The organism is Vibrio tapetis subsp. quintayensis, assembly GCF_030409945.1.
GTDB classification, from domain to species: Bacteria; Pseudomonadota; Gammaproteobacteria; order Enterobacterales; family Vibrionaceae; genus Vibrio; species Vibrio quintayensis.
This window is the reverse complement of sequence record NZ_JAUFQV010000006.1, coordinates 74977-99244: the sequence shown is the minus strand read 5'-3', so window position 1 is coordinate 99244 and position 24268 is coordinate 74977. Positions and strand designations below refer to the sequence as shown.

Genomic DNA, 24268 nt, shown 5'->3' with positions numbered 1-24268 from the left:
CATGTTAGAGTTAAATTCTATGCCGCATATAATAACCCGAATCGAGCCATCTGTTGAGCAAAACTGGCTCAAACAACTGGCGAATGCGATCTCAGATCCGTCTGAGCTCCTCTCTTTACTGGAAATCGATCCGATCCCGTGGCAAAAAGGCTTCGCTGCGCGTGAGCTTTTTCCTATGCGCGTACCGATGAGCTTCGTCGATAGAATGGAAAAAGGCAATCCAAACGATCCCCTATTAAAGCAAGTATTGCCACTGTTTGAAGAATACGACCAAACTCCGGGCTACTCTGCCGATCCTCTTGATGAGCAAAACAATCAACAACCGGGTTTACTGCATAAATACCACAACCGAGTATTGATGATTGTGAAAGGTGGTTGTGCCATTAATTGCCGCTATTGTTTCAGGCGTCATTTCCCCTATGCCGACAACAAAGGCTCCAAGTCTGTTTGGCAAGACAGCATCGACTACATAAAGCAGCACCCTGAACTCAATGAAGTCATCTTATCCGGAGGTGATCCACTCATGGCCAAAGACAGTGAACTTGAGTGGTTAATTAACAGTATCTCTGATATCGAACACATTAAAACGTTGCGAATTCACACAAGGCTGCCGGTTGTTATTCCGGCCAGAATCACCCGTGAACTATGCCAGCTGATTGAAAAAACAAGGCTCAACGTCGTTTTTATTACCCATGTTAACCATGCCAATGAGATCGATAACGAACTCGCTGCCGCCTTACAGAAGCTAAAGACTTCGGGCTGCACCCTGCTTAATCAAGGTGTGCTGCTAAAAGGGGTCAATGATTCTGTTGAAGATCAAGTACGGCTCAGTGAAACGCTTTTTTCTGTCGGTGTTCTACCTTATTACCTATATGTGTTGGATAAGGTACAAGGGGCTGCTCATTACTTTGTGTCTGATGCGAGAGCAAAGGAGATCATGGCGGAGGTGATCACGCAAGTTTCTGGATATTTGGTCCCGAGACTCACCAGAGAAATAGGCGGAAGAGCGAGTAAAACTCCTCTCAACCTCGATTTAGAATAGTGTTCTTGGCAAAATGAGAGTAAATCGAGCACCAAAGTTGGGCTCTGAGTGACACTCAATACGGCCCTTAAGCAATTGCACAACCGTGTTGTAGATAATATTGGTGCCAAGACCGGACCCTCCTTGGCCTCTTTTCGTCGTAACGAATGGCTCGAATATCCTATCGATAACCGATGACGCTATACCTTTCCCGCTGTCGGAGTACTCTATTTTTATTTGTCGTTCATCTGCTTTGATTTTAAACGATATTTTCTTTTCACCATTCCAGTCATCAAAGCCGTGACGGAGACTATTGGTAATGAGATTTGTAAGAACTTGGATATAGCCGCTTGAATAGCTTTCTAATTCAATAGAGTCTGAACAATCAACATCGACTGATACCCCAGATATGCGAATTTCATGCGAAAGTGAAACCAACAAATTATCGACTATCTCTTTTAAGTTGAACGCCTGCAGTTGCTGATCGCTTTGTTCGACAGCAACTTGCTTAAAGCTGGATATCAAGCTTTCTGCTCTATTCAAATTCGAATTCAATATATTGGCTGACTCTTTAAGTCCATTGATGGTTTTAAGAAACTGAGTTTTAGTTAAAGATCCTGATTCGAACCCCGCTTGGAGTGACTTGATGTTTTCCTCTAAATAGCTTGTTGCGGTGATACTGATACCTAGCGGGGTATTCACTTCATGCGCAATGCCCGCAACAAGGCTGCCAAGTGATGCCATTTTTTCAGACTCAACCAAAGAACTTTGCGCGTGCTTTAAGGTGTCTAAGGTATCAATTAACCCAGCATTAGCTTGCTCTAAGCTCTGAGTCCTTTCATGAACAACGTCTTCAAGGTGATTATTCAGCTCCTTTAGATCCAACTCAGCACTTTTCAGCTCGCTTATATCCACACCCGACATCAATATCCCGATTTGATCACCGTCTGCGTTGAATCTTGGCTGATACTGAATATTGAGGAAGCTCTCCGGTGTCGTTGGCAGTGCTACTTCAAAGCTTATCGACTCACCAGAAAGCGCCCGTTCTAGTAAGGGGGCGATACTTAAATATACCGGTTCAGGAAGCGCCTGAGCTACCGTGCGATTATGCACTTGCTCACTATCGACCTTAATAAAATCAAGATACTGCTGGCTGACAAATATATATTTTAGGTTGTTATCCAGTACCGCTAGCATAATAGGAATACTATGAAATATCCCTTCAAGGACAGGTATGCTGGTTAAGTCTTCGCTTCGTTGAGTCATAAGGCATTTCTTAGGGGAAAATATCCTAATAAGCCTAGTTGATAAATGGTAACTCTACAAAATCACGACCATCAAAAACGTAAACATCTATAAAAAAATCCAACAAGAGTGATCTTCTAGTGTTTTTAACCCTCTGATTCCAGTTAAAATACCAGCATTACAGATGAATTAAGCTTTTTACATTGAAATACACTATAAAATCCAAAGGTTTCACTCTGATAGAGCTGGTCGTTGTTATCGTAATCCTTGGTATATTGGCGATTACGGCCGCACCTAAATTCCTAGGTGTTCAAAGAGATGCGCGCATTTCAGCTTTGCAAGGGTTAAAAGGGGCGATGCAAAGCACTAATGGAATTGTCCACGGTAAGTTGATTGTTCTCGATAAAGAAAAACTCGTCAGTGGTTCCGTGGATATCGCCAACACTAATGTCGAGTTTGCTTACGGATATTTAGAAGCCGATCATAGAAATGCCTGGGGAAAAGCAGCTGACATAAAAGCAATTGATGCTGATTTTGATGTGGGAGAGTCTGAATGGTATTTTTCAAGCAATCCTGGAAAGGGGACGATCAAATACAAGCCAGCATCAAAAAGAAGCTCTTTAGAAAGTTGCTACTTGCAATATACACAAGCGAATTCCTCTGCAGAACCTATCTTTGAACTCACCACTGTTGGCTGCTGATTCGGGCTGATTCAAATAAAAAAGCCCTTGCCTTCATCAAGCAAGGGCTTTTGTGCTTCGATGACTTCGCTATTACTTGGCGAAGTTAACGATTGGGAAACACGGTAAGAAACCGTTGTCAGCACAATTGATCAGACCAATCTGTACACCATCGATTTCTTTAGTTTTATTAAAGAAACCGAATTGGAAGTTTGATTTATTAGACAGGCTAACAAGACCTACATCTGCCATAGTGTAACCTTCAGAGTAGTTTACCGCACTCCAGTTAACACCTTGAACATCGTTAGTTACGTTAACAGCACCTAGGTTTAAACCTTTCGCATGGCCAGTGTTCCAGTTGAAAAGACCTAGAGAAACGCCTTTCATTTCTTGGTTTACTTTAGATGCACCAAAGAACATGCCAAAATTAACACCGGTCATTTTGTCTGTTTCAGACATACCTAGCACAGACACATCCACACCTTTCACTTCACTCACTTTGCCGTGAAGAACAGACAGGCGAACACCACCAACTGAATCGTTGCTAGGTGCATTGTAACCGTCAAGCGTAGAGAACATCGCGCCAGAGCTATCAGCCATTGCTAAAGGAGATACCGCGGCCATTGCTAACGCTAATGCTGAGATGGTTTTTTTCATGTTGATGCCTTATTTTGTTTTATAGAACAGGATTCGATGAAATATATGCGATTATGGTCACATCATCAACCGATAAGTTGCACTTATTCAATTGCAACAAACTAAACATAAGTTTGATGGCTTCGATATTTTTTCGCTTCGTAACCATAAAAATTTTTGATTTCTCTTCTTCATCTATTTCTTGCACTATATTCGTTTCTCTTCTTTAACTTCATCCCATGACAGCCTTGTACCCTTACCTCGATCTTGGCCCTTTTACTTGGGCACACCTTTTTTGCTGTGCTATCTGTGGAATACTGATTGGAGTAGAAAGGCAGGTTCGCGGTAAACCTGTAGGGATTAGAACGTCTACCTTGATTGTATCTGGCACCTATTTTTTCATGTCCCTAGCGGTTCACTTATCCCAAAACACACTCGATCAAGCTCGAGTTCTTGGCCAGATAATTACTGGTGTAGGCTTTCTAGGAGCCGGCGTTATGATGACGTTGGATGGGAAAATACATGGGGTGACCTCTGCCGAAATCATCTGGGTATTAGCAGCATTAGGTATGATGATCGCCCTAGGGTTTGGGCAGCAAGCAATCCTAATCACAATATTGGTATTGGCTCTTTTACTTGGGGTGGACAAACTGGAAAACAGTTTCATGAGCCTAAAGCGAGGCGTCCATCGAACGATGGTAAATAGAAAAAGCCGAGCAAAATAACAGCTCGGCTTGCCTAATCATGCAGTTCTGCATTGCTCGTGTCTTTGAGCAGAAAGCAGAATTTGAGCCTGTTCGCTTACCCACAAGTGATGGAAGTTATCGTAATGATGAACAGGGAAGCAATAGTGCTCAGCTTCCATCGATATTTGTATCCTACCGCCCTGCTCCAAACGATATGACCGTAGTGATAATTCTCGTTCAAGGCTGGTAAATATATGTGTAGCGAGGTGCTCCGATTCAGTGGGAGCCACCAGCAATAAATCACCGCTATCGAGTTGAACAAATAAGTCTTTATCTCGTAGTCGCTGTGAAAAAGTATCGATCACATGTTGGTATAATTGTTGGTATACCTCTTTTCCATACGCAGAAGTGTAGTGATCAAACTGCTGATGACGATAAAGGGCCATCGACAGATAAGGCTCTTCCTCCAGCCTTTTCAAGCTGTCTTCTAAACCCAACAAGTTCAATAAACCAGAGTTTGATTGCGTAAAACCAAGATAATGCTCATAGGCATCGATGACTGACCAGTTTTTTTTCAGCAGCATAATAACAATGAACAGGTACGCCATACAAAGAGTCACTAACAGGTAGTATTTACTAACCCACAAATGGCTCATGTGTTGCTGCCAATTTTGGCTAACCGTGAGGTAAAGGCGTGAATCAAAAGACGCGTTGCTTAACGGACGAGAAATCGCATAGCTAAACAAAGACACGTCATTGCTTCCTTGCCAATCCGAAATCACATACTCTCTGCCGTATTTACTTTTAATTTTATTCGCAAACGCATCAACGCCAAGGACACCAAGAAATTGCTCTTTGTTGTATACGCCAACCGTCAGAGTGATTACCGACTGATGAGTTAATAAATCTTCGTACTCTCCAGTAAAAGTAATGCCTCCGCGATTTTCCGCTAATCCATGCTTAACGGTATTAGTCCAAAAAGGGCGCCCTTCAACGACATCATCAAACTGATAACCTTTCATATTATTTGCAAGATCAGAGGGAGAAGAAATAATGTACTTGTCTTTCGATATGAAATAAAAAGCCGAGACTTTATCCACTAATGTGACCAAATATGCCATAACATTAGCCGACGAAAGGTGACTCATCGCTTCAAGGTTTAGGCGACTGTGTTCATCACACATAGACTCAGGGCCAGAATAAACGAAATCAAAGACTGGTCCCGATTCAAGGTCGCTAATAAAATAGCAGCTCTGGTTTTCGATTTTTTTTATCACGGGAAATGGGGACTGCTCACCTCGTAGGTAGCTGTGGGTCGTCATTTCGAACTCAACAGAACGTAATGTGTGGGTGAGATCTCTCATGGTCGATAATATTTGCTGACTTTCTTGTTGGTACCCTTCTTCTGCCTCGTCTAATGCATCAATAAAAACAAGAAATAGAAACAAGCCAAAAACGGCAGTCACGCCGAGTATTGCTCGCTTTATGGGAAAAGAGCTTTGATAAGCCACAATTATACCTAACATAGTATATTTTTTATGCCGCTACCATACCAGAATTGAAGCCTACTGAAAGCAATTTCAGATGATTTTATAAGAACTTAGATGTGTATTGATTCGCTACAAAATTGAAACACCTTTCTCTTCAATACTATAGCAACAAAAGGCTAAGAGCTCTTTATAGAAAAAAATCGAATTATAAGAGTGTCGCGATTATGTAAGCCAAGAAAACAAAAACCCTCGCTTTAGCGAGGGCTCCATTAATAATACAAAAGGGGTTAACCTAAGTTGTATTACATCATACCAGGCATGCCGCCCATACCACCCATGCCGCCCATATCAGGCATGCCAGGTGCATCTTTAGCTGGTAGGTCTGTAACCATTGCTTCTGTTGTGATCATCAAACCCGCTACTGATGCTGCGAACTGAAGTGCACTGCGCGTTACTTTTGTTGGGTCAAGGATACCCATTGCAATCATATCGCCGTATTCACCAGTCGCTGCATTGTAACCGTAGCTGCCTTCACCCGCTTTCACGTTGTTTGCAACCACTGACTCTTCATCACCTGCATTGCTTGTGATTTGACGAAGTGGCGCTTCCATAGCACGTAAAGCAACACGAATACCAACATTTTGCTCTTCGTTGTCGCCTTTAAGGCCCATCTCAGCAACTTTTGATGCCGCACGGATAAGTGCAACACCACCGCCTGCCACTACACCTTCTTCTACTGCTGCGCGAGTAGCGTGAAGTGCATCTTCAACACGGTCTTTTTTCTCTTTCATTTCAACTTCGGTTGCTGCGCCAACTTTAATTACCGCAACGCCACCAGCGAGTTTAGCAACACGCTCTTGAAGTTTTTCTTTATCGTAGTCTGAAGTTGCGTCTTCAACTTGCTGACGAATCTGGCTTACACGGCCTTGGATCATCGCTTCTTCACCCGCACCATCGATGATGGTTGAGTTTTCCTTGGTGATCGTCACGCGTTTTGCTTGACCAAGATCTTCTAGTGTTACTTTTTCAAGGTCTAGACCGATTTCTTCAGAAATAACCGTACCACCCGTTAGGATAGCGATATCTTGAAGCATTGATTTACGACGGTCGCCAAAGCCTGGTGCTTTAACTGCTGCTACTTTAACGATGCCACGCATGTTGTTCACAACAAGTGTCGCCAGCGCTTCGCCTTCTACGTCTTCTGCAATGATAAGCAGTGGACGAGACGCTTTTGCTACCGCTTCTAGAGTAGGAAGCAATTCACGGATGTTTGATACTTTCTTATCAATAAGAAGAATAAACGGGCTTTCTAGATCAACACTGCCAGCTTCTTGGTTATTGATGAAGTAAGGAGATAGGTAACCGCGATCGAACTGCATACCTTCTACTACGTCTAGCTCGTCTTGCAGAGCCTGACCTTCTTCAACGGTAATTACGCCATCACGGCCTACTTTCTCCATTGCTTCAGCAATGATGTTACCAACCGTTAGATCAGAGTTAGCAGAGATAGTACCCACTTGAGCAATCGCTTTCGTGTCTGCACATGGAACAGAAAGTACTTTTAGTTCTTCAACTGCAGCAATAACCGCTTTGTCGATACCGCGCTTAAGATCCATAGGGTTCATGCCAGCAGCAACTGCTTTTAGACCTTCAGTAATGATAGATTGAGCCAGTACTGTCGCTGTTGTTGTTCCGTCGCCCGCGGCATCATTCGCTTGAGAGGCCACTTCTTTAACCATTTGTGCGCCCATGTTTTGGAATTTGTCTTCCAATTCAATTTCACGAGCAACAGAAACACCATCTTTGGTGATTGTTGGTGCACCAAATGATTTATCTAGAACAACGTTACGACCTTTAGGGCCTAAAGTTACTTTTACCGCGTCAGCCAGAACGTTTACACCTTCTAGCATCTTAATACGTGCGTCATTACCAAATTTAACGTCTTTAGCAGCCATCTTTAATTTCCTTTCTTAATTCGGTTGTATTCACTCATTGTTGAATCAGAGCAAAAAACTATTCAATACTGACTTATTCAACGATCGCCATGATGTCGTTTTCAGACATAATCAACACTTCTTTACCGTCGATCTTTTCAGATTTAGTGCCGTAACCTTCAGCAAAGATCACTGTATCACCAACTTTTACGTCCAAAGCTTGCACTGTACCATTTTCTAGAATGCGACCTTTGCCTACTGCTAGAATGATTCCGCGGGTTGATTTTGCTGCAGCAGAACCGGTAAGTACGATGCCTCCAGCAGATTTAGATTCAACTTCTTGGCGTTCAACGATAACTCGGTCGTGTAAAGGACGAATGTTCATTGGTCGTCTCTCCTGATTAATAGTCCATGTGAATAGGAATTGCCGTAAATCGGCATGTGAAACAGATATGAGGTGTCAATACTGATATACCAAGGGGTAGCTGCGAATTTTTTGTGATTTAGTTAATAAAAATTAGCCATCGTCACTCTTTCTTATCGAATGCAGCTTCAAAAGCAAATTTCGCTCAAATTAAACCACTAGGCGTTGAGATTAGTTGATCTATAATTGTCCCCTCACCTCATTAAAGATCTTGGATATGGCTTGTAACCGTTGCAGTGAGAACTGGTTTTGGAAAAAAATTGGCCGCTGCCAACGCTGTATGAATCAGCTATGCGTACTTTCGGTATTGAGTTGGCTAATCTGGTGGTGGTTATACAGTGATACTCCGGCCAGCATTGAATCCGTTGGATTGATATTTGCGTGCCTCGCATTTAACGGCCTTCTCGCATTGCACTTATGGATGAAGTTTGTTGTTTTTCCCCTTCGCACTCGCAAGAAAAAAACACGTTAATGAATAGCAGGTAATCGAGGATGGTTGGCGTAAAAAGAAAAAAGCCCCTAAATCAATTCCTGATTAGGGGCCTTCCTAGATTCAACTAAGAAAAAGCAGTGGTATTAAAGTAGACCGCCACTTTTCCCATTTAGTTCCCTAAAAGATCCTTTTTTTATTAAAAAGATCTTATTAATTTAGGGTTTTCTTATTTATCAGTTAATTATGCAACGTTTGCGCGAGCGATAACTTGTTCTGCTAGGTTGATCTCCAAGGCCACTTCATCACAAGCGTGTTGACGAGGACATTGCTCACAGTCTTTGAGTACTTTTTCTGGCAACAATGTTTTTGACGTTGGGATAAAAGTTTGTCTCATAAAGAACTCAGGCACACGAGTTAAGACAAACACTTTCTTAATCGCCATCTCTTTCGCTTTATCAACCAAGTGTTGCACGATTGCGCTGCCCTGCCCTTGATGTTGCCAGCCGGCTTCTACACCCAGAGAGCGTATTTCTGCCAAGCCAGAATCATATACGTAGAGAGAGGCACATCCGGTCACTTCGCCATGATGCTCTGCCACCGCAAAAGAACCAATGTCACGAACAAGTTCATTACGAGAACGAGGTAGGTTTTCACCTAAACCAGCCCAGTATGTCACCATGCCTTCCAATGCATCGATATCCGTTAAGCGAGCTGGGCGTACTTTCACTCCAGAAGTATCGCGCTGTTCAATACGTTGCTCCGCTTGTTCTACAGCGTAAGCCACCTGAGTCGGTGATACCCCGCCTAGCGCAGAACGTTTATCAAGACAAGATTCAATGGTAAGAATATCGTAGACGTCGTTTTCAATAACAGGTGAGAACTCTTTTAATTCATCGAGCGTCAACTCTTCCAACGCACAACCTTTGGCAATCGCCGCTACTACCGTAACCCCAACAATATGGTGAGCTTCACGGAATGGGATATCTTTTGCTACTAGGTAATCAGCCAGTTCAGTCGAGTTCGCATAACCTTGTTTCGCTGCTTCTAACGTTCTTTCGCCGTTCACTTTAATGCCAACAAAACAAAGTGCGGCCATTTCCATGCACTCATCCCAAGTATCAAGGGCGTCGAACAAGCCTTCTTTGTCTTCTTGCATGTCTTTATTGTATGCCAATGGCAAGGCTTTCACTGTCATCATCATGCCAGCCATTGAACCGTAAACACGGCCACATTTACCACGGATAAGCTCTAGGGCATCTGGGTTTTTCTTTTGCGGCATCAAAGACGAACCAGAGGTTACGGTATCGGCCAACTCGATGAAGTTAGACTCACCAGAGTTATAGAAGATCATATCTTCAGCCAAACGCGATAGATGCAACATGGAGATGGACGCAATAGACATCATTTCCATTACATGGTCTCTGTCTGATACCGAGTCTAAGCTGTTTCTGGTCGCACGACGAAAACCTAAATTGTGGGCTAGCTCTTCACGATCCATTGGATACGCAGTGCCAGCCAATGCCCCTGAACCTAATGGACAAGTATCCAAACGACGAATCGCATCAGCCAAACGAGAATAATCACGCTCGAACATTTCTACGTAAGCCAAGCACCAGTGAGCAAATGTCACTGGCTGCGCACGTTGAAGGTGGGTATAGCCAGGAAGTACTGTGCCTTGATGCGCTTTAGCAACATCAACAAGCTGACCTTGCAGGCGATCAAGCGCCATCAACAATTGGTGGCCTTGTTGGCGACACCAAAGTTTTAGATCCGTTGCTACTTGGTCGTTACGAGAACGGCCAGTATGAAGTTTTTTACCTAAGTCACCGACTTTGCTGATCAATTGCTGTTCAACCCAGCTGTGGATGTCTTCAGCATCAGAACGTAAGATTTGTTCTGGATCTTCCATGACTTCGAGTTTCAGTTCGTTTAAAGCCAGCTCTAACCTTTGCTGCTCTTCTTCACTCAACACGTTGACCGATTGCAGCGCTTTAGACCAAGCGATAGATCCAACAATGTCTTGCTCAGCCAATCGGTAATCAAAGCGAAGTGAATCGTTAAAATCTTTGAACCTTGTGTCTGCTGCTTGGGTAAATCTGCCGCCCCATAATGCCATTGTGTGTCTCCTAAATGCTCTGTAATCACTGCTAGTGCAACGGTTAACTCTGTCTGATTTTTATTTTCTTTTTCGATGGTTCAAACTTACGGCAATTCAAACTAAAAATAAAGTAATAATTCACTTTTTAAACATAATTATGCAAAAAGTTCATTTATCGCCTTGCCTCTTTCCCTAGTTAACAAGAATAGACCACTGAGCAACGCACTTATAAAGCGCTAATTATGTATTAAGTGTACTTTGCTATTTGAATCGCACAGCCAAGAAAACCGTCCGCCTTAATTCGGTACTCAAGATACAACAAAGCCCATTTGCAAAACAAATGGGCTTTTCAAACCTTTGTGCAATGCGGCGCTCGCATCACACTTTAAAGATCATATACTTAATTACTTTGCTTTCTTCGCTTCATTAAGTGCTTTGATACGGCTTGATAACGAGTAAAGACGGATAAAGCCTTCAGCGTGGCTTTGGTCATAAACTTCGTCGGCACCAAATGTTGCAAACTCTTCTGAGTACAAGCTATTTTCAGAACGTTTCTGAGTCACCGTCGCGTGGCCTTTGTAAAGTTTGATCACCACTTCACCATTCACATCTTGTGCTAGCTCTTCAGTAGCAGCAAGAATTGACTTACAAAGTGGTGTGAACCAACGACCATCGTACACAAGGTGAGAAGCTTTAACGCCTAACTCTTCACGGAATTCAAATGCCGCTTTATCAAGTACCAGTTGCTCCACAGCACGCAATGCTTCCATCATAATGGTGCCACCCGGAGTTTCGTAACAGCCTCGAGATTTCATACCCACCAGGCGGTTTTCAACGATATCGATACGGCCAACGCCGTGTTTAGCGCCTTTCTCATTCAAGTAAACCAAGGCGTTATATGGCGTCATTTTCTCACCATCAACCGCGACAACTTCACCTTTCACGACTTGAACAGTAACGGTTTCTGATTGATTTGGTGCTTGCTCTGGATCCACCGTCCACGCCCAGCAATCTTCATTCGGTGCATTCCACGTATCTTCGAGTACGCCACCTTCCGTCGAGATGTGCCATGCGTTAGCGTCACGAGAGTAAATTTTGGTTAACGATGCAGTACAAGGGATATTACGCTCAGCAAGGTAGTCTAAACACTCTTCACGGCTTACTAAATCCCACTCACGCCAAGGAGCAATTACGTGTAGGTCAGGGGCTAGTGCAGCAAATGCGCCTTCAAAACGTACTTGGTCGTTACCTTTACCCGTACAGCCGTGACAAAGTGCATCTGCGCCAACTTTACGTGCCACTTCAACTTGTGCTTTAGCAATGATAGGACGCGCCATCGACGTACCTAGTAGGTATTTACCTTCATAGTACGCACCCGTTTTAAGCGTTGGGTAGATGTAATCTGCTACCATCTCTTCTTTCAAGTCGGCGATGTAACACTCAGATGCACCAGAAGCGATCGCTTTCGCTTCAATGCCTTCCAGCTCTTCTGAACCCTGACCCACATCAGCCACAAACGCCACAACTTCACAATCGTAGTTTTCTTTAAGCCACGGAATGATCACTGAGGTGTCTAGGCCGCCAGAATATGCTACTACTACTTTTTTTACTTGAACCTTGCTCATGTTACTTCTCCTAATCCCTGGCTCTGCACTTTGGCGGTCTGGCCTTTGGGTATATTGCTAAAATTTGTTGGGTTATGCTGGTAAAAATTGAGTTCCGATACTTTCGCCAGCAAATAATTTGGTTAATTTTTCAGGGTAACGCCATGTCGCCACTTCAATCGGGCGACCTAATTCTTCTGCGGCTTGCAACGCGGCATTCACTTTGACAATCATGCCATCAGTGATGACCTGACCTTCAATCAGGTGATCGGCTTCCGCTTTATTGAGCGACGTAAGTAAGTGTCCTTTGCCATCTAACACACCACTTACATCTGATAACAACACCAACTCAGCATCCAGAGCACCCGCTACGGCTACGGCAGCTTGGTCGGCATTAACGTTCATCAATTGCCCTTGGTTAGTTAAACCAATAGAGCTGATGATTGCGCTCGCCCCCGTTGCCATAATGGCTTCTAATACGGTCGCGTCGCCTGATGTTGCTTTGCCTACAGCACCCAGCTCAGGGTCAAGTTCTTCAACGTTGCACAATCCACCGTCTGCTAGGCTCAACCCAACAGTATGCAACCCAGCACGTACTGCTTCACCTTGTAGCATCTTATTCGCTGTTCCTGCAAGTGCGCCAGTAATGACAGGAATCTGATCGTAAGGGGTTACGCGTAAGCCTTGCTTTTTCACCGTCGCTATATTTAGCTTTGCCATAAGATCATCAACCAAATACCCACCGCCATGCACTATTACAATCGAACGGTTTGCACTGTCTTGATAACCTTTAATTGCGCCAAATAACTTTGCTAATGTTTCACTACACTCTAGTGCAGCGCCGCCCAATTTAATGACTAATGGTTTATTCGTGCTCATCGTGATCCCCTTAAATGAGTGCCGTTAGCGACGGGTAGCCGAAACGTAAGTTCAAACATTGCATTGCTTGGCTAGAAGCCCCTTTCAACAAGTTGTCGATAGCGGACACGACAATCACGTGCTGCCCTTGGACTTTCCACCCTAAATCATTAAATGGCGTGTTTTCTACATTTTGAATACAAGGCATGTTGTCTTTTAATAAACGAACCGCGGGTTTATCGTGATAAGCCACTTCAAAGGCTTGATTAACTTGCTCTGTCGTGACGCCCTGCGCCAATTTCATTGTGATGGTCGCTAAAATTCCACGTTTAAAATTGCCCAGATGCGGCGTGAAGATCACATCACACTCAAGATGGGCAGCAATTTCAGGTTGATGACGATGATTAAACACACCGTAGGGTTGCAAACTGACTTCACAAAAGCTGTTTGTCATTGAGGCTTTGCGCCCAGCACCTGTCACACCACTGGTTGCATTAATAACTGGCCATTGATTTGTATCCACGAGACCTTGTGCGAGCAAAGGCTTGATAGCCAGTTGCGATGCTGTTGGGTAACAACCGGCAACCGCCACTAAGTTTGCTTCTGCAATTTCAGTTTCATTCCACTCAGCGAGACCGTATGCCGCTTTATCTAACCAGTCAGCATATTGATGCTCAAATCCGTAATATTGAGAATAGAAGCCATCTTGTTGCACTCGAAATGCACCAGACAAGTCGAATACTTGGCAGCCTTGTTGCAAAAATATAGGCGCTAGGTCATGGCTAACTTCATGGGCAGTCGCCAAGAACACCACGTCACACTGCTTAGCGACTTCTGCAGGATCGACCAAAGGTAACACTGGTGCATCAACCACTCCGGCTAATTTACCGTGCAATTGGCTAATAGGCTTATTCGCATCCACACTATTGGCTGAAACATACAAACCTGCTAGCGTGAGGTTTGGGTGTTTGTTCACCATTAATGCGAGCTCAGCTCCGGTGTATCCGCTTGCTCCAATGATTGTGGTCTTCAACATCTCAATACATCCAATTTGTTGGTATCTACGTGGTAGAAAATGACTATCCATACTCAATAAATGTCATTATTTGATTTTTTATTCATTAATAATGATTTAATATGTGTTTTATCGTCTTATTGGTTCTCTGTCAACAGTGGAAGTAAAGAAATATGCAAATACCTAGTTTTAAAGAGGTCTATCAGGGATTAATTTCTACCTCGTCGATAAGCTCTAGCGATCCCACTTGGGATGAGGGTAACAGTGAAGTCATCGCGAAGATGGCCACATGGTTTAAAGACTTGGGTTTTGAAGTAGAGATCGTCGAAGTAGCAACCGGCAAACACAACCTAATTGCAAAGAAAGGGCAAGGAGAAGGTGGGTTACTATTGGCCGGCCATACGGATACAGTGCCTTTTGATCAAGGCCGCTGGAGTTTCGACCCTCACACGCTAACAGAAGCCAACAATCGCTTTTATGGGTTGGGCACGGCGGATATGAAAGGCTTTTTTGCTTTTATATTAGAAGCAACCAAGAGTATCGACTGGAGCAACCAAACCAAACCTCTCTATGTGCTGGCGACCTGTGATGAAGAGACCACCATGCTCGGTGCCAAGCATTTCACCCAAGATGCTCCATTTAAACCCGATCAGTGCATTATCGGTGAGCCTACAAGCCTGGTTCCAGTAAGAGGCCATAAAGGACACGTCGCCAATGCAGTACGGGTCACTGGCAAGTCTGGGCACTCTTCCAACCCTGCGCTGGGAGTCAATGCGATAGAAATCATGCATGAAGTGCTATTTGCTCTAATGAAGCTACGAGACAAATTAATCAAAGAGTACCATCACCCAGGTTTTGACATTCCAAATCCAACATTGAATCTAGGTCACATACATGGAGGCGACAGTGCTAACCGAATTTGTGGTTGTTGTGAGTTACATTACGATGTTCGCCCACTACCTGGGATTAGCCTAGATGGGCTAGACAATATGCTAAGACACGCGCTTCACGAAGTTGAGGCCAAGTGGCCAGGATGCATTGCTATCACGGCACTTCACGATCCGATACCGGGTTATGAGTGCCAACACGATCACCCGTTCATCACTGAAGTTGAAGAAATTTGTGCGACACCATCGCAGACGGTCAACTACTGTACCGAAGCGCCATTTTTGCAAGAACTCTGCCCAACACTGGTATTAGGCCCAGGTTCTATTGAACAGGCACATCAGCCAGATGAATATTTAGGCTTTGAATTCATCCAACCCACCATTGATATTGTAACAAAATCTATACATAAATATTGTTTCTGAGCCTATTGAACGTATTCAAGGAGTCGTCAAAGGCTCCTTTTTGTTTGTATTTACAACAAACTGAAAGAAAATTTCACCACAGCACCAATTCTATCGTTCAATAAATGACCAGCGTCAATGCAAACATATATTTAAATCATATTTGTTCAGTTTATTTGACTCAGACCGTTTATTTTCGCTAGATTGTTTCCTTAGAAAGAAAAATGGATGTAATTTTTTTACAAGGCGGGAAGAAAATGAATGAAAAATATGCCGCGCTAAAAAGCAATGTGCGTATGTTAGGCCAATTACTCGGCAATACCATTCAAGAGGCACACGGTGATGCCATTCTGGAAAAGGTAGAGACCATACGTCAGCTGTCTAAATCAGCACGTAGTGGCAATCAGGATGACCGAGCTCATCTTATCAAGGAGATAGAAAACCTCCCTGACCATCAACTGACTCCAGTTGCTCGCGCTTTTAATCAGTTCTTAAACTTAACCAACATGGCTGAGCAGTACCATACGATTTCTCGTCACTGCGAATCTCATGTGTGCGAACCTGATGCCATTAACTCTTTGTTTTCTAAGTTAAGCCAAAATAACATCAGCAAACTCGATACGGCTCAAGCAATCCGTGATTTAAACATCGAGCTGGTGTTAACCGCGCACCCTACGGAAATCACCCGTCGCACCATGATCAATAAACTGGTCAAGATTAACGAGTGCCTATCAAAATTAGAATTGGATGACCTGTCATTCAAAGAGCGCAATAAAACAGAACGTCGCCTAGAACAGCTGATCGCTCAAGCTTGGCATTCTGATGTAATTCGTCAACAACGCCCAACGCCTCTTGATGAAGCAAAATGGGGTTACGCAGTTGTAGAAAATTCACTATGGGAAGCAGTGCCAGAATTCTTACGTGAATTGGATGAACGCATTGAAAATCACTTAGGTGAAGGTTTACCTATTGATGCTCGCCCGGTGCACTTCTCATCATGGATGGGTGGTGATCGCGATGGCAACCCATTTGTGACTCACGATATTACTGAAGAAGTACTGCACCTTTCTCGCTGGAAAGCCGCTGATCTTTACTTCAACGACATTCAAGAGTTGGTCTCTGAGCTTTCAATGACGAAGTGCAATGACCAAGTACGTGAATTAGCGGGTGATGAACACGAACCTTACCGTGCCATTCTAAAACCCCTTCGCACCTTGCTTAGCGATACGTGTGAAGTGTTAGATGCAAAAATTAACGGCCAGATCGTGCCAAACAAAGCGACTCTACAAGACGCAAGTCAGCTATGGGAACCGCTGTACGCCTGTTACCAATCTCTACGTGAATGTGGCATGGGCGTTATTGCCGATGGTTCACTACTAGACACGCTTCGTCGTGTTAAAGCGTTTGGCGTACATCTTGTTCGTTTGGATATTCGCCAAGAGAGTACTCGTCACTCAGACGTCCTATCAGAATTAACTCGCTACCTAGGCATTGGTGATTACGATCAATGGAGTGAGCAAGATAAAGTCGCGTTCTTAACCAATGAATTAAGCTCTAAACGCCCTCTTCTTCCGCGTGATTGGGAACCATCACCAGAAGTTAAAGAAGTCATCGACACATGTAAAATTGTGGCAAAACAGCCGCAAGAAGCGTTTGGTGCTTACGTCATCTCAATGGCCCGTACCGCTTCTGATGTACTAGCAGTACACCTACTACTGCAAGAAGCAGGTTGCCCATACCGCATGGACGTTTGTCCGTTGTTCGAAACACTGGATGATTTGAACAATGCTGAAGCAGTGATCGACCAACTGCTTAATATCGACCTATACCGAGGCTTTATTCAAAACCATCAAATGGTGATGATTGGCTATTCTGATTCAGCTAAAGATGCAGGTGTGATGGCGGCAGGTTGGGCTCAATACAGCGCAATGGATGCTTTGGTTAAAGTATCGGAAGCCGCTGGTATCGAGCTAACCTTATTCCATGGCCGCGGTGGAACTGTTGGCCGTGGTGGTGCTCCGGCACACGCAGCCCTGCTGTCTCAGCCACCCAAAAGCCTAAAAGGCGGTCTTCGTGTAACTGAGCAAGGCGAAATGATCCGCTTTAAGCTTGGCTTACCAGAAGTTGCTGTCAATAGCTTCAACATGTACGCAAGTGCGATTTTAGAAGCGAACTTGCTGCCACCACCGGAACCAAAACAAGAATGGCGCGACCTTATGGAAGTGCTGTCTGAAGTTTCATGCGAAGCTTACCGTAACGTCGTGCGCGGCCAACCAGATTTCGTTCCTTACTTCCGTGCAGCAACGCCAGAACTAGAGCTAGGTAAATTGCCATTAGGCTCTCGTCCTTCTAAGCGTAATCCAAATGGTGGCGTAGAAAGCTTACGGGCTATTCCATGGATTTTCTCTTGGAGCCAAAACCGTTTGGTGCTACCAGCATGGTTAGGCGCCGGTGAAGCGATTCAGTATTCTGTTGATCAAGGCCACCAACCGTTACTTGAAGACATGTGTCGTGAATGGCCATTCTTCTCTACGCGTCTTGGCATGTTAGAAATGGTGTACTCAAAATGTAACATAGAGATATCGCAATACTACGATCAAAAGCTGACTGATAAGTCTTTGTGGCCTCTTGGCGATCTTCTGCGTGAACAGCTACAAAAAGACATTAAAGCAGTGTTGAATGTAGAAAATAACGAGAACTTGATGCAAAGTGACCCGTGGGGGCTTGAGTCCATACGTTTACGCAACATCTACGTTGAGCCGCTAAATATGCTGCAAGCAGAGCTACTTTACCGCTCTAGACAGAGTGATGAACCATCGCTTGAACTAGAAGAAGCGCTGATGGTAACCATTGCAGGCATCGCAGCAGGCATGCGCAACACCGGGTAGACAGTTATATGTTCTAAAAGTGAGACAAAAAGCCGCACTTAGCGGCTTTTTATTTGCCTCAAATTCCTTACTGAGCTTTTTATCAGTTTTTTAGGATATTTTGTCCCTTTATTCTACTTTATGCTTATTATTATTGATATGCTTACTGCCCGCTGTAATTCGCTTAATAATAACTATCTGCAGCATAAGCAAAGTAAATGAAAATAATGTCTGGCTTACAAAAATGACACATTTACTTCCCGCTAGGTGACACATGGCTTAAAAGGTGACAGGAAGATCTAAAGTTTCTTTAGATTAGTAGTTTGCCAAACACACTGACTATAACGTGACATAGAAGCACATTAGGTGTTGGCAACAAGTTTTATAGTTTCATTGACTATTGGATTGAAGACATGTCATTACCACACGTAATCCTTACAGTATTAAGCACGCGCGACGCTACTGGATACGACATCACTAAAGAGTTTTCATACAGCATCGGCTATTTTTGGAAAGCGAGCCACCAACAGGTGTACCGCGAGCTAAATAAAATGGCGCTAAACGAGCTGGTTACTTGCGTATTGGAGCCTCAAGAAGGCAAACCTGACAGAAAGGTTTATTCCATTACAGACGCTGGCCGTAAAGCTCTAGGCGAATGGTTCGATCAACCAACTGCTCACCCAACAGTAAGAGATGAATTCTCTGCAAAGCTGATGGCATGTGCTGTTCAACCTTCTGCTTCTTTCATTGAACAGCTTGGTGGTTTGATTGAAGAATCTCAAAAGCTGGTTAATCACTATCAAGAAATTGAATCCGTTTATTACGCAAAACCAGAAACACTAGACAAACAAGCGCGTCTTGAGCGTCTTACTTTGCGTCGTAATCTTCTTCTTCGCCAAGCATGGGTTGTTTGGGCTGAAGAATCATTGGCTGATTTAGAAGCAATGGCGCAATAAGCGTAACAACGAATACGAAATTGGTAACCGCTCGACGTGTAGAAGCTAAAGCAAAAATACCAAATAAAAAGGGAGAGGCACTGATGCCTCTCCCTTTTTTTATTCCTGCTGTGGCTTTTAGCCTAAGGGCGAACCCCTAAAGTATGACAAAGCGCATAGGTCATTTCGGCACGGTTTAGCGTGTAAAAATGGAAATCTTTCACACCTTCACGGCTTAACGTACGAACCATATCGATAGCTTGGCTTGAACCTACGATTTGGCGAGTTAATGGATCATCGTCCAACCCTTCAAACTGCTGCTTCATCCAACCTGGGATTTTCACGTTATTCATGCCAGCAAAGCGTGACGCTTGTTTAAAGTTTGAAACCGGTAAAATACCCGGAATGATTTCAGCATCAATGCCAGCCGCGACACAACGATCACGAAAACGTAAGTAACTTTCTACGTCAAAGAAAAACTGAGTAATCGCGCGATTAGCACCTGCATCCACTTTACGCTTTAAATTTAATAGGTCAGCTTGGGCGCTGCGCGCTTCTGGGTGAACTTCAGGGAATGCCGCCACTGAAATATCGAAATCATGGCGAGATTTAAGCAGCTCAACTAAATCTGATGCGTACATATCTGGCACGCCGCCACCAGGTGGAATATCACCACGCAAGGCAACAATGCTTTGAATGCCATTTGCCCAGTAGTCATCGGCGATATTAATCAGCTCTTCTCGGTTCGCGTCAATACACGTTAAGTGAGGCGCGGCAACAAGACCGGTTTGATCTTTGATTTCTTTGATGATCGAGTGAGTACGATCGCGCTCTCCAGAATTCGCGCCATAAGTCACTGATACAAATTTCGGTTTGAGTGTTTTTAAGCGATGGACAGAGTTCCACAACGTTTCTTCCATTTTTTCGCTACTAGGAGGAAAAAATTCAAACGAGACATTGATGTCATCAGAAAGCTCTGCAATGTTCTGGTTTAATGCGTCTATGTGGCTAGCGTGTGTATAACCCATTTTCTCTCTCCCTGAGCTGCGTGCTTGTACACACAGAAATCTTTAATCCTTGGCGACGTTTAGCCGTCTATATGTCCAAAGAATGTCCTTTATACGAATTAATGTCAACACGTTAAACATGAATTTTACTCATGACGATGTTGAAGTTAATTCAACACCGTATGATATACAGATTAGAACTTCAACTCTTGTGTTACGAAAAACAATAAGGGCTCCATAGGAGCCCTTATAATTATCGGGACTTTTACAACAATGAAGACAAACGATTTAAGTCAGATTGCAATGCACCTGCGGTAACTTCTCGCCCTGCGCCTGGCCCTCGAATAACCAGAGGGTTATCTTTGTACCATTTACTTTCAATCGCAAAAATGTTGTCACATGGCAGGAGGTTAGCCAATGCATGTTGCTGGCTCAAGGCTTCAATACCGACCGTTGCCGCGCCATCTTTCTCTAACCTTGCAACATAACGCAACACTTTATCTTCGCGCTGTGCTTTCTCTAGTCGCTCTGCGAGCAGTTGGCTCAACAATGCCGACTTATCTAAGAAGTCGTCCAGTGAAAGCGTTTGTAGCTCGTCAGGGACTAACGATTCGACTCGTACTTGCTCAGGCTCAACATCAAAACCTGATTCACGAGCCAGTATCACCAATTTACGCATCACGTCAGAACCATCAAGGTCGCTACGAGGGTCCGGCTCAGTCAGGCCTTGCTGCCATGCTAAGTCAACTAAATCGCTGAATGGCACCGAGCCATCAAACTGCTGGAATAACCAAGACAATGTGCCCGAAAAAATCCCAGATAAGCCCTGAATTTCATCGCCGCTTTCACGTAAGTCGCGCACTGTGTGGTTAATTGGCAAGCCAGCGCCTACCGTGGCGTTGTATAACCAATGACGGCCAGTTTTAGAAAACGCATCTTGAACTCGGTGATACACATCACCAGGCGCAGAGCCCGCCACTTTGTTAGCAGAAATGAGGTGCAGTCCATGCTCCGCAATGGCGACATACTGATCGGAGAGTTCTGCACTGGCAGTCACATCCAATACAATCACTTCGTCGTATTTTTGTTGATGCGCCAGCTTATCGAGCCATTCAAGTCCATTATTGCTCACAGACTCGTCGTCGAAGCGCTTACTCACTTGAGCCGCATCAATGCCGTCAAAATCTAACCAATAGGTTTGACTGTCGATCACTGCAACCAAATCAAAGCTCTTGCCATGACGCTTTTCCAAATCATCTTTTTGTTCTGCAAACAAAGCTAGCCAACTTGAGCCGATATTCCCTTTACCACACAAGGCTATCGCCACGCGTTTCTGCGCTTGGAATAGCTGACTATGGATGCCAGTGAGAAGCGGTTGGGTTTCTGTGGTGCGAGTAATCGCCACTAAGCTTAAGCCTGATTCGGATTCACAAATAAACTCGACCGGGCTATTTTTAAGTTGCTGATAAAATCCATAACAATGATTAGGGTTATTCGTCACCCCAGCCCCGACTGCGGCAACCAGAGAGTACCCCTCTTTAAGTTTTAACTCACCTTCAACCGAAATATCTTGCAAGTAACTTAAGGCTTCGCCGGCCACTTCTGCGGTATACGCAAGCAATAAACAGCCTTGATCCGCTTGTGCTTCAAATGCCAGGGGTTGAAGTTGCACACGTGTCAACGCTTGCAGCACCTCACGATGCTGGCGCTCAAAATCATGCCCTTGAGCAAACACAATGTTAACCATTAAGACTTCATCTAATGATGTGATGATCTTAGCGCCGCGCCCTGATGCCAGTACTCGTTCAACACGCGTCGAACCTGATTCAGGTGAATGGCTGCAACGCAAGTGCAAGTCCATGGCACTTTGAGCCACTGGCTGCAATGTGCGGCTATGTAGTACAGGAGCTGCTAAACGAGCTAACTCACTGGCTTCATCTAAGCGTAGTAGCGGCAATAGACACGCATCGGAGACTTTACGTGGATCAGAGCTATACACTCCGGCCACATCGCTCCAGATGGTTACACGCGTAACCTCCGATAACTCACCGATTACAGTCGCAGAGTAATCAGAACCATTTCGACCAAGCAATACGGTTTCACCGCCATCATTACTTGCCATAAAGCCAGTCACCACCAAACGGCAATGAGAATGCTGAGCTAACGTTGCTTTAACCAAAGGCCAAGAGCGTGCACGATCCACTTCAGGTTGTGCACCGTGCTCTGCTCGTAAGAACTGACGAGAATCTAAAGCAGCAGCTTCTAAATCACTCTGGCTTAACAGTGCCGCAAGCAAACGAGAAGACCAAACTTCACCGTGACCAAGAGCGGCTGCTTGTTCTGCAGGGCTCAATGGTGCATTCAATTCACCAAGAGCAGAAAACTCTTTATTCAATAGATTGAGCAACGTCTGTGCTCGCTCTTCATGCAATAAGTTGGTAATTAAATGCGTTTGAAACTGACGCAATTCTTGCAGCAGCTCATGAGCTATGCGCCCATCTTTATCAAGTGCTTTTAACCAAGCTAACAGTACATTAGTCGTTGAGCCTGCCGCTGAAACGACAACTAAATCTTCTGGTTGAGAGTATTCACGCAGTATGTTCACGACTCTCAGGTAACATTCAGGATCAGCAAGACTGCTTCCGCCAAATTTGTGTAACTGGCGTTGAATAGTCATTACACTTCCTCCTGAACCAACTTAAAGGCTTGATCTAAATCTGCAATCAGATCGTCTGCGTCTTCAAGCCCAACAGATAAGCGCAGCAGTTGTGTCGTAATGCCGGCTTCTAATTGTGCTTCATCACTCATGGCTCTGTGCGTCATCGAGCTTGGGTGACAGATAAGACTCTCTACACCACCAAGAGACTCCGCCAATGAGAAGAGCTTCAGGTGACCTACAAACGCTTTTAGTGACTCAAAGCTACCTGCATACTCAAAGCTCAGCATAGAACCAAAGCCTGACTGTTGCTTTTTAGCAATCTCGTGGCCCGGGTGGCTTGATAAGCTTGGGTGATACAGCTTGGCAACGAATGATTGAGTCTCTAGGTATTTCAAAATTTGCACTGAGCTTTCTTCATGCACACGCATACGAGCAGCCAGTGTTCTTAAGCCACGTAAGGTCATGTAGCTATCAAAAGGTGTGCCTGTTGCGCCAAGGCAGTTGCCCCACCATGCTAGTTCTTCTGCGTGCTGAGCACTTTTCGTTACGACAACACCGCCAATAACATCAGAGTGACCATTAATAAACTTAGTTGTTGAGTGGATAACAAAATCCGCTCCTAGCAATAAAGGCTTCTGGTACACGGGGGTTAAAAAGGTATTGTCTACCGCCACCAGTGCGCCTACTTTTTTTGCTTTTTCGCACGTAGCTTGGATATCGACGACTCTCACCAATGGGTTCGATGGGGTTTCAAGTAGAACCAACTTTGGCTTCTTCGCAAGAGCCGCATCCAGCGCATCTTGATCAGATTGATCAACAAACTCAACCTTGAAGTCACCTTTTAGTGAGCGAGTATTAAATAGGCGATACGTCCCGCCATAGCAATCATGAGGCGCAACGATCAGATCGTCTGGGCCAAGAAAAGTACTGACCCATAAGTTAAGCGCTGCGGTTCCGGTATTGGTGATTACTGCACCCTCACCTGACTCTAGTTCAGATAGAGCTTGCTCTAATTGGCCGCGGTTCGGGTTACCTGAGCGGGTGTAATCGTATTTAGGTACTTCACCAAACGCAGGAAAGCCGTAGTTGGTGGAAAGATAAATAGGTGGGACGACGGCATGATATTGACTATCAGCCTCGATACCAGTGCGTACAGCAATGGTTGCTGGTTTGCGATCGCTCATAAGGTTGGTCTTCCTTTCCAAAATCCATGTTCTCTTTTATACCAATAACTGCGGCCGGATAACATACGGTGTCTTGCTTTTGCTAGCAGTATTGCCACTTTATGCCTACTTTAACCTCTCAAAAAAAAGACGTCAACACATCTGGACGTCTATATGTCTTTGCTTATGGCGGTAAAAGTCGCTAAAATCATCTCCTATATTGA

Annotated in this window: 19 protein-coding genes; 7 read left to right on the top strand and 12 right to left on the bottom strand. The window is 44.4% G+C overall.

Annotation, left to right across the window (positions count from 1 at the left end; all coding sequences use genetic code 11):
- Window positions 1-19: 19 nt before the first annotated feature.
- Complete coding sequence (gene epmB / locus QWZ04_RS01370; RefSeq protein ID WP_290324307.1) at window positions 20-1042, top strand: EF-P beta-lysylation protein EpmB; 1023 nt, start codon at window positions 20-22, stop codon at window positions 1040-1042.
- On the opposite strand, the gene QWZ04_RS01365 is transcribed toward epmB, so the two are convergent.
- On the bottom strand, window positions 1034-2287 hold the full coding sequence (locus QWZ04_RS01365) for an ATP-binding protein (RefSeq protein ID WP_290324305.1): 1254 nt from the start codon (window positions 2285-2287) through the stop codon (window positions 1034-1036). The two genes, epmB and QWZ04_RS01365, sit on opposite strands and share 9 nt — an antisense overlap.
- A gap of 182 nt (window positions 2288-2469) precedes the next feature.
- Between QWZ04_RS01365 and QWZ04_RS01360 the strand changes: the two genes are divergently transcribed.
- Window positions 2470-2967, top strand: coding sequence for a type II secretion system protein (locus QWZ04_RS01360; RefSeq protein ID WP_290324303.1), 498 nt, complete (start codon window positions 2470-2472; stop codon window positions 2965-2967).
- A gap of 72 nt (window positions 2968-3039) precedes the next feature.
- Here QWZ04_RS01360 and QWZ04_RS01355 read toward each other — a convergent pair whose 3' ends face one another.
- Window positions 3040-3603, bottom strand: a complete 564-nt coding sequence (locus QWZ04_RS01355; protein ID WP_290324301.1) for a VC2662 family protein — start codon at window positions 3601-3603, stop codon at window positions 3040-3042.
- 218 nt (window positions 3604-3821) lie between these two features.
- Between QWZ04_RS01355 and QWZ04_RS01350 the strand changes: the two genes are divergently transcribed.
- A complete protein-coding gene (locus QWZ04_RS01350) occupies window positions 3822-4307 on the top strand; it encodes an MgtC/SapB family protein (protein WP_290324299.1) in 486 nt (161 codons plus the stop codon).
- A gap of 17 nt (window positions 4308-4324) precedes the next feature.
- On the opposite strand, the gene QWZ04_RS01345 is transcribed toward QWZ04_RS01350, so the two are convergent.
- From QWZ04_RS01345 to QWZ04_RS01335, 3 genes are all read right to left on the bottom strand, one after another.
- The gene (locus QWZ04_RS01345) at window positions 4325-5779 is read right to left on the bottom strand and encodes a PDC sensor domain-containing protein (protein WP_290324297.1); all 1455 of its coding nucleotides are present in this window, start codon (window positions 5777-5779) and stop codon (window positions 4325-4327) included.
- A gap of 281 nt (window positions 5780-6060) precedes the next feature.
- Window positions 6061-7713 (bottom strand): chaperonin GroEL, encoded by a 1653-nt coding sequence (gene groL, locus QWZ04_RS01340; RefSeq protein WP_102523230.1) that lies wholly within the window; start codon window positions 7711-7713, stop codon window positions 6061-6063.
- A gap of 73 nt (window positions 7714-7786) precedes the next feature.
- Entirely contained in the window at window positions 7787-8077 is a 291-nt protein-coding gene (locus tag QWZ04_RS01335) for a co-chaperone GroES (RefSeq protein ID WP_290324292.1), read from the bottom strand.
- A 256-nt stretch (window positions 8078-8333) separates the two neighbouring features.
- Between QWZ04_RS01335 and QWZ04_RS01330 the strand changes: the two genes are divergently transcribed.
- A complete protein-coding gene (locus QWZ04_RS01330) occupies window positions 8334-8588 on the top strand; it encodes a DUF3624 domain-containing protein (protein ID WP_290324290.1) in 255 nt (84 codons plus the stop codon).
- Between the two features lie 202 nt (window positions 8589-8790).
- On the opposite strand, the gene argH is transcribed toward QWZ04_RS01330, so the two are convergent.
- The 4 genes from argH to argC all read right to left on the bottom strand — a co-directional run bounded on the left by argH (window position 8791) and on the right by argC (window position 14145).
- Window positions 8791-10665, bottom strand: coding sequence for an argininosuccinate lyase (gene argH / locus QWZ04_RS01325; protein ID WP_290324288.1), 1875 nt, complete (start codon window positions 10663-10665; stop codon window positions 8791-8793).
- A 386-nt stretch (window positions 10666-11051) separates the two neighbouring features.
- The gene (locus QWZ04_RS01320; protein ID WP_290324286.1) at window positions 11052-12272 is read right to left on the bottom strand and encodes an argininosuccinate synthase; all 1221 of its coding nucleotides are present in this window, start codon (window positions 12270-12272) and stop codon (window positions 11052-11054) included.
- A gap of 72 nt (window positions 12273-12344) precedes the next feature.
- Window positions 12345-13130 (bottom strand): acetylglutamate kinase, encoded by a 786-nt coding sequence (gene argB, locus QWZ04_RS01315; protein ID WP_290324283.1) that lies wholly within the window; start codon window positions 13128-13130, stop codon window positions 12345-12347.
- A gap of 10 nt (window positions 13131-13140) precedes the next feature.
- Entirely contained in the window at window positions 13141-14145 is a 1005-nt protein-coding gene (gene argC, locus QWZ04_RS01310) for an N-acetyl-gamma-glutamyl-phosphate reductase (RefSeq protein ID WP_290324281.1), read from the bottom strand.
- 152 nt (window positions 14146-14297) lie between these two features.
- Here argC and argE point away from each other — a divergent pair, with 152 nt between their 5' ends.
- From argE to QWZ04_RS01295, 3 genes are all read left to right on the top strand, one after another.
- Window positions 14298-15434 carry an acetylornithine deacetylase gene (gene argE / locus QWZ04_RS01305; RefSeq protein ID WP_290324279.1) on the top strand — a complete coding sequence of 379 codons (1137 nt, stop codon included), beginning with the start codon at window positions 14298-14300 and terminating at the stop codon, window positions 15432-15434.
- A gap of 236 nt (window positions 15435-15670) precedes the next feature.
- The gene (gene ppc / locus QWZ04_RS01300; protein WP_290324409.1) at window positions 15671-18301 is read left to right on the top strand and encodes a phosphoenolpyruvate carboxylase; all 2631 of its coding nucleotides are present in this window, start codon (window positions 15671-15673) and stop codon (window positions 18299-18301) included.
- A 392-nt stretch (window positions 18302-18693) separates the two neighbouring features.
- Entirely contained in the window at window positions 18694-19236 is a 543-nt protein-coding gene (locus QWZ04_RS01295; RefSeq protein WP_290324277.1) for a PadR family transcriptional regulator, read from the top strand.
- Window positions 19237-19358: 122 nt separating this feature from the next.
- Here the strand turns inward: QWZ04_RS01295 and metF are convergent, their stop codons facing one another.
- The 3 genes from metF to QWZ04_RS01280 all read right to left on the bottom strand — a co-directional run bounded on the left by metF (window position 19359) and on the right by QWZ04_RS01280 (window position 24065).
- A complete protein-coding gene (gene metF, locus QWZ04_RS01290; RefSeq protein WP_102523240.1) occupies window positions 19359-20243 on the bottom strand; it encodes a methylenetetrahydrofolate reductase in 885 nt (294 codons plus the stop codon).
- Window positions 20244-20487: 244 nt separating this feature from the next.
- Window positions 20488-22899 carry a bifunctional aspartate kinase/homoserine dehydrogenase II gene (locus QWZ04_RS01285; RefSeq protein WP_290324274.1) on the bottom strand — a complete coding sequence of 804 codons (2412 nt, stop codon included), beginning with the start codon at window positions 22897-22899 and terminating at the stop codon, window positions 20488-20490.
- A complete protein-coding gene (locus QWZ04_RS01280) occupies window positions 22899-24065 on the bottom strand; it encodes an O-succinylhomoserine (thiol)-lyase (protein WP_290324272.1) in 1167 nt (388 codons plus the stop codon). Before QWZ04_RS01280 ends, QWZ04_RS01285 begins: the two co-directional genes overlap by 1 nt.
- Between the last annotated feature and the right edge of the window lie 203 nt (window positions 24066-24268).

Excerpts from the sequence above, each read along its gene's own strand:
- epmB (WP_290324307.1), top strand. The coding sequence starts at position 20 with ATGCCGCATATAATAACCCGAATCGAGCCATCTGTTGAGCAAAACTGG.
- QWZ04_RS01365 (WP_290324305.1), bottom strand. The coding sequence starts at position 2,287 with ATGACTCAACGAAGCGAAGACTTAACCAGCATACCTGTCCTTGAAGGG.
- QWZ04_RS01355 (WP_290324301.1), bottom strand. The coding sequence starts at position 3,603 with ATGAAAAAAACCATCTCAGCATTAGCGTTAGCAATGGCCGCGGTATCT.
- QWZ04_RS01350 (WP_290324299.1), top strand. The coding sequence starts at position 3,822 with ATGACAGCCTTGTACCCTTACCTCGATCTTGGCCCTTTTACTTGGGCA.
- groL (WP_102523230.1), bottom strand. The coding sequence starts at position 7,713 with ATGGCTGCTAAAGACGTTAAATTTGGTAATGACGCACGTATTAAGATG.
- QWZ04_RS01335 (WP_290324292.1), bottom strand. The coding sequence starts at position 8,077 with ATGAACATTCGTCCTTTACACGACCGAGTTATCGTTGAACGCCAAGAA.
- QWZ04_RS01330 (WP_290324290.1), top strand. The coding sequence starts at position 8,334 with ATGGCTTGTAACCGTTGCAGTGAGAACTGGTTTTGGAAAAAAATTGGC.
- argH (WP_290324288.1), bottom strand. The coding sequence starts at position 10,665 with ATGGCATTATGGGGCGGCAGATTTACCCAAGCAGCAGACACAAGGTTC.
- QWZ04_RS01320 (WP_290324286.1), bottom strand. The coding sequence starts at position 12,272 with ATGAGCAAGGTTCAAGTAAAAAAAGTAGTAGTAGCATATTCTGGCGGC.
- argB (WP_290324283.1), bottom strand. The coding sequence starts at position 13,130 with ATGAGCACGAATAAACCATTAGTCATTAAATTGGGCGGCGCTGCACTA.
- argC (WP_290324281.1), bottom strand. The coding sequence starts at position 14,145 with ATGTTGAAGACCACAATCATTGGAGCAAGCGGATACACCGGAGCTGAG.
- argE (WP_290324279.1), top strand. The coding sequence starts at position 14,298 with ATGCAAATACCTAGTTTTAAAGAGGTCTATCAGGGATTAATTTCTACC.
- ppc (WP_290324409.1), top strand. The coding sequence starts at position 15,671 with ATGAATGAAAAATATGCCGCGCTAAAAAGCAATGTGCGTATGTTAGGC.
- QWZ04_RS01295 (WP_290324277.1), top strand. The coding sequence starts at position 18,694 with ATGTCATTACCACACGTAATCCTTACAGTATTAAGCACGCGCGACGCT.
- metF (WP_102523240.1), bottom strand. The coding sequence starts at position 20,243 with ATGGGTTATACACACGCTAGCCACATAGACGCATTAAACCAGAACATT.
- QWZ04_RS01285 (WP_290324274.1), bottom strand. The coding sequence starts at position 22,899 with ATGACTATTCAACGCCAGTTACACAAATTTGGCGGAAGCAGTCTTGCT.
- QWZ04_RS01280 (WP_290324272.1), bottom strand. The coding sequence starts at position 24,065 with ATGAGCGATCGCAAACCAGCAACCATTGCTGTACGCACTGGTATCGAG.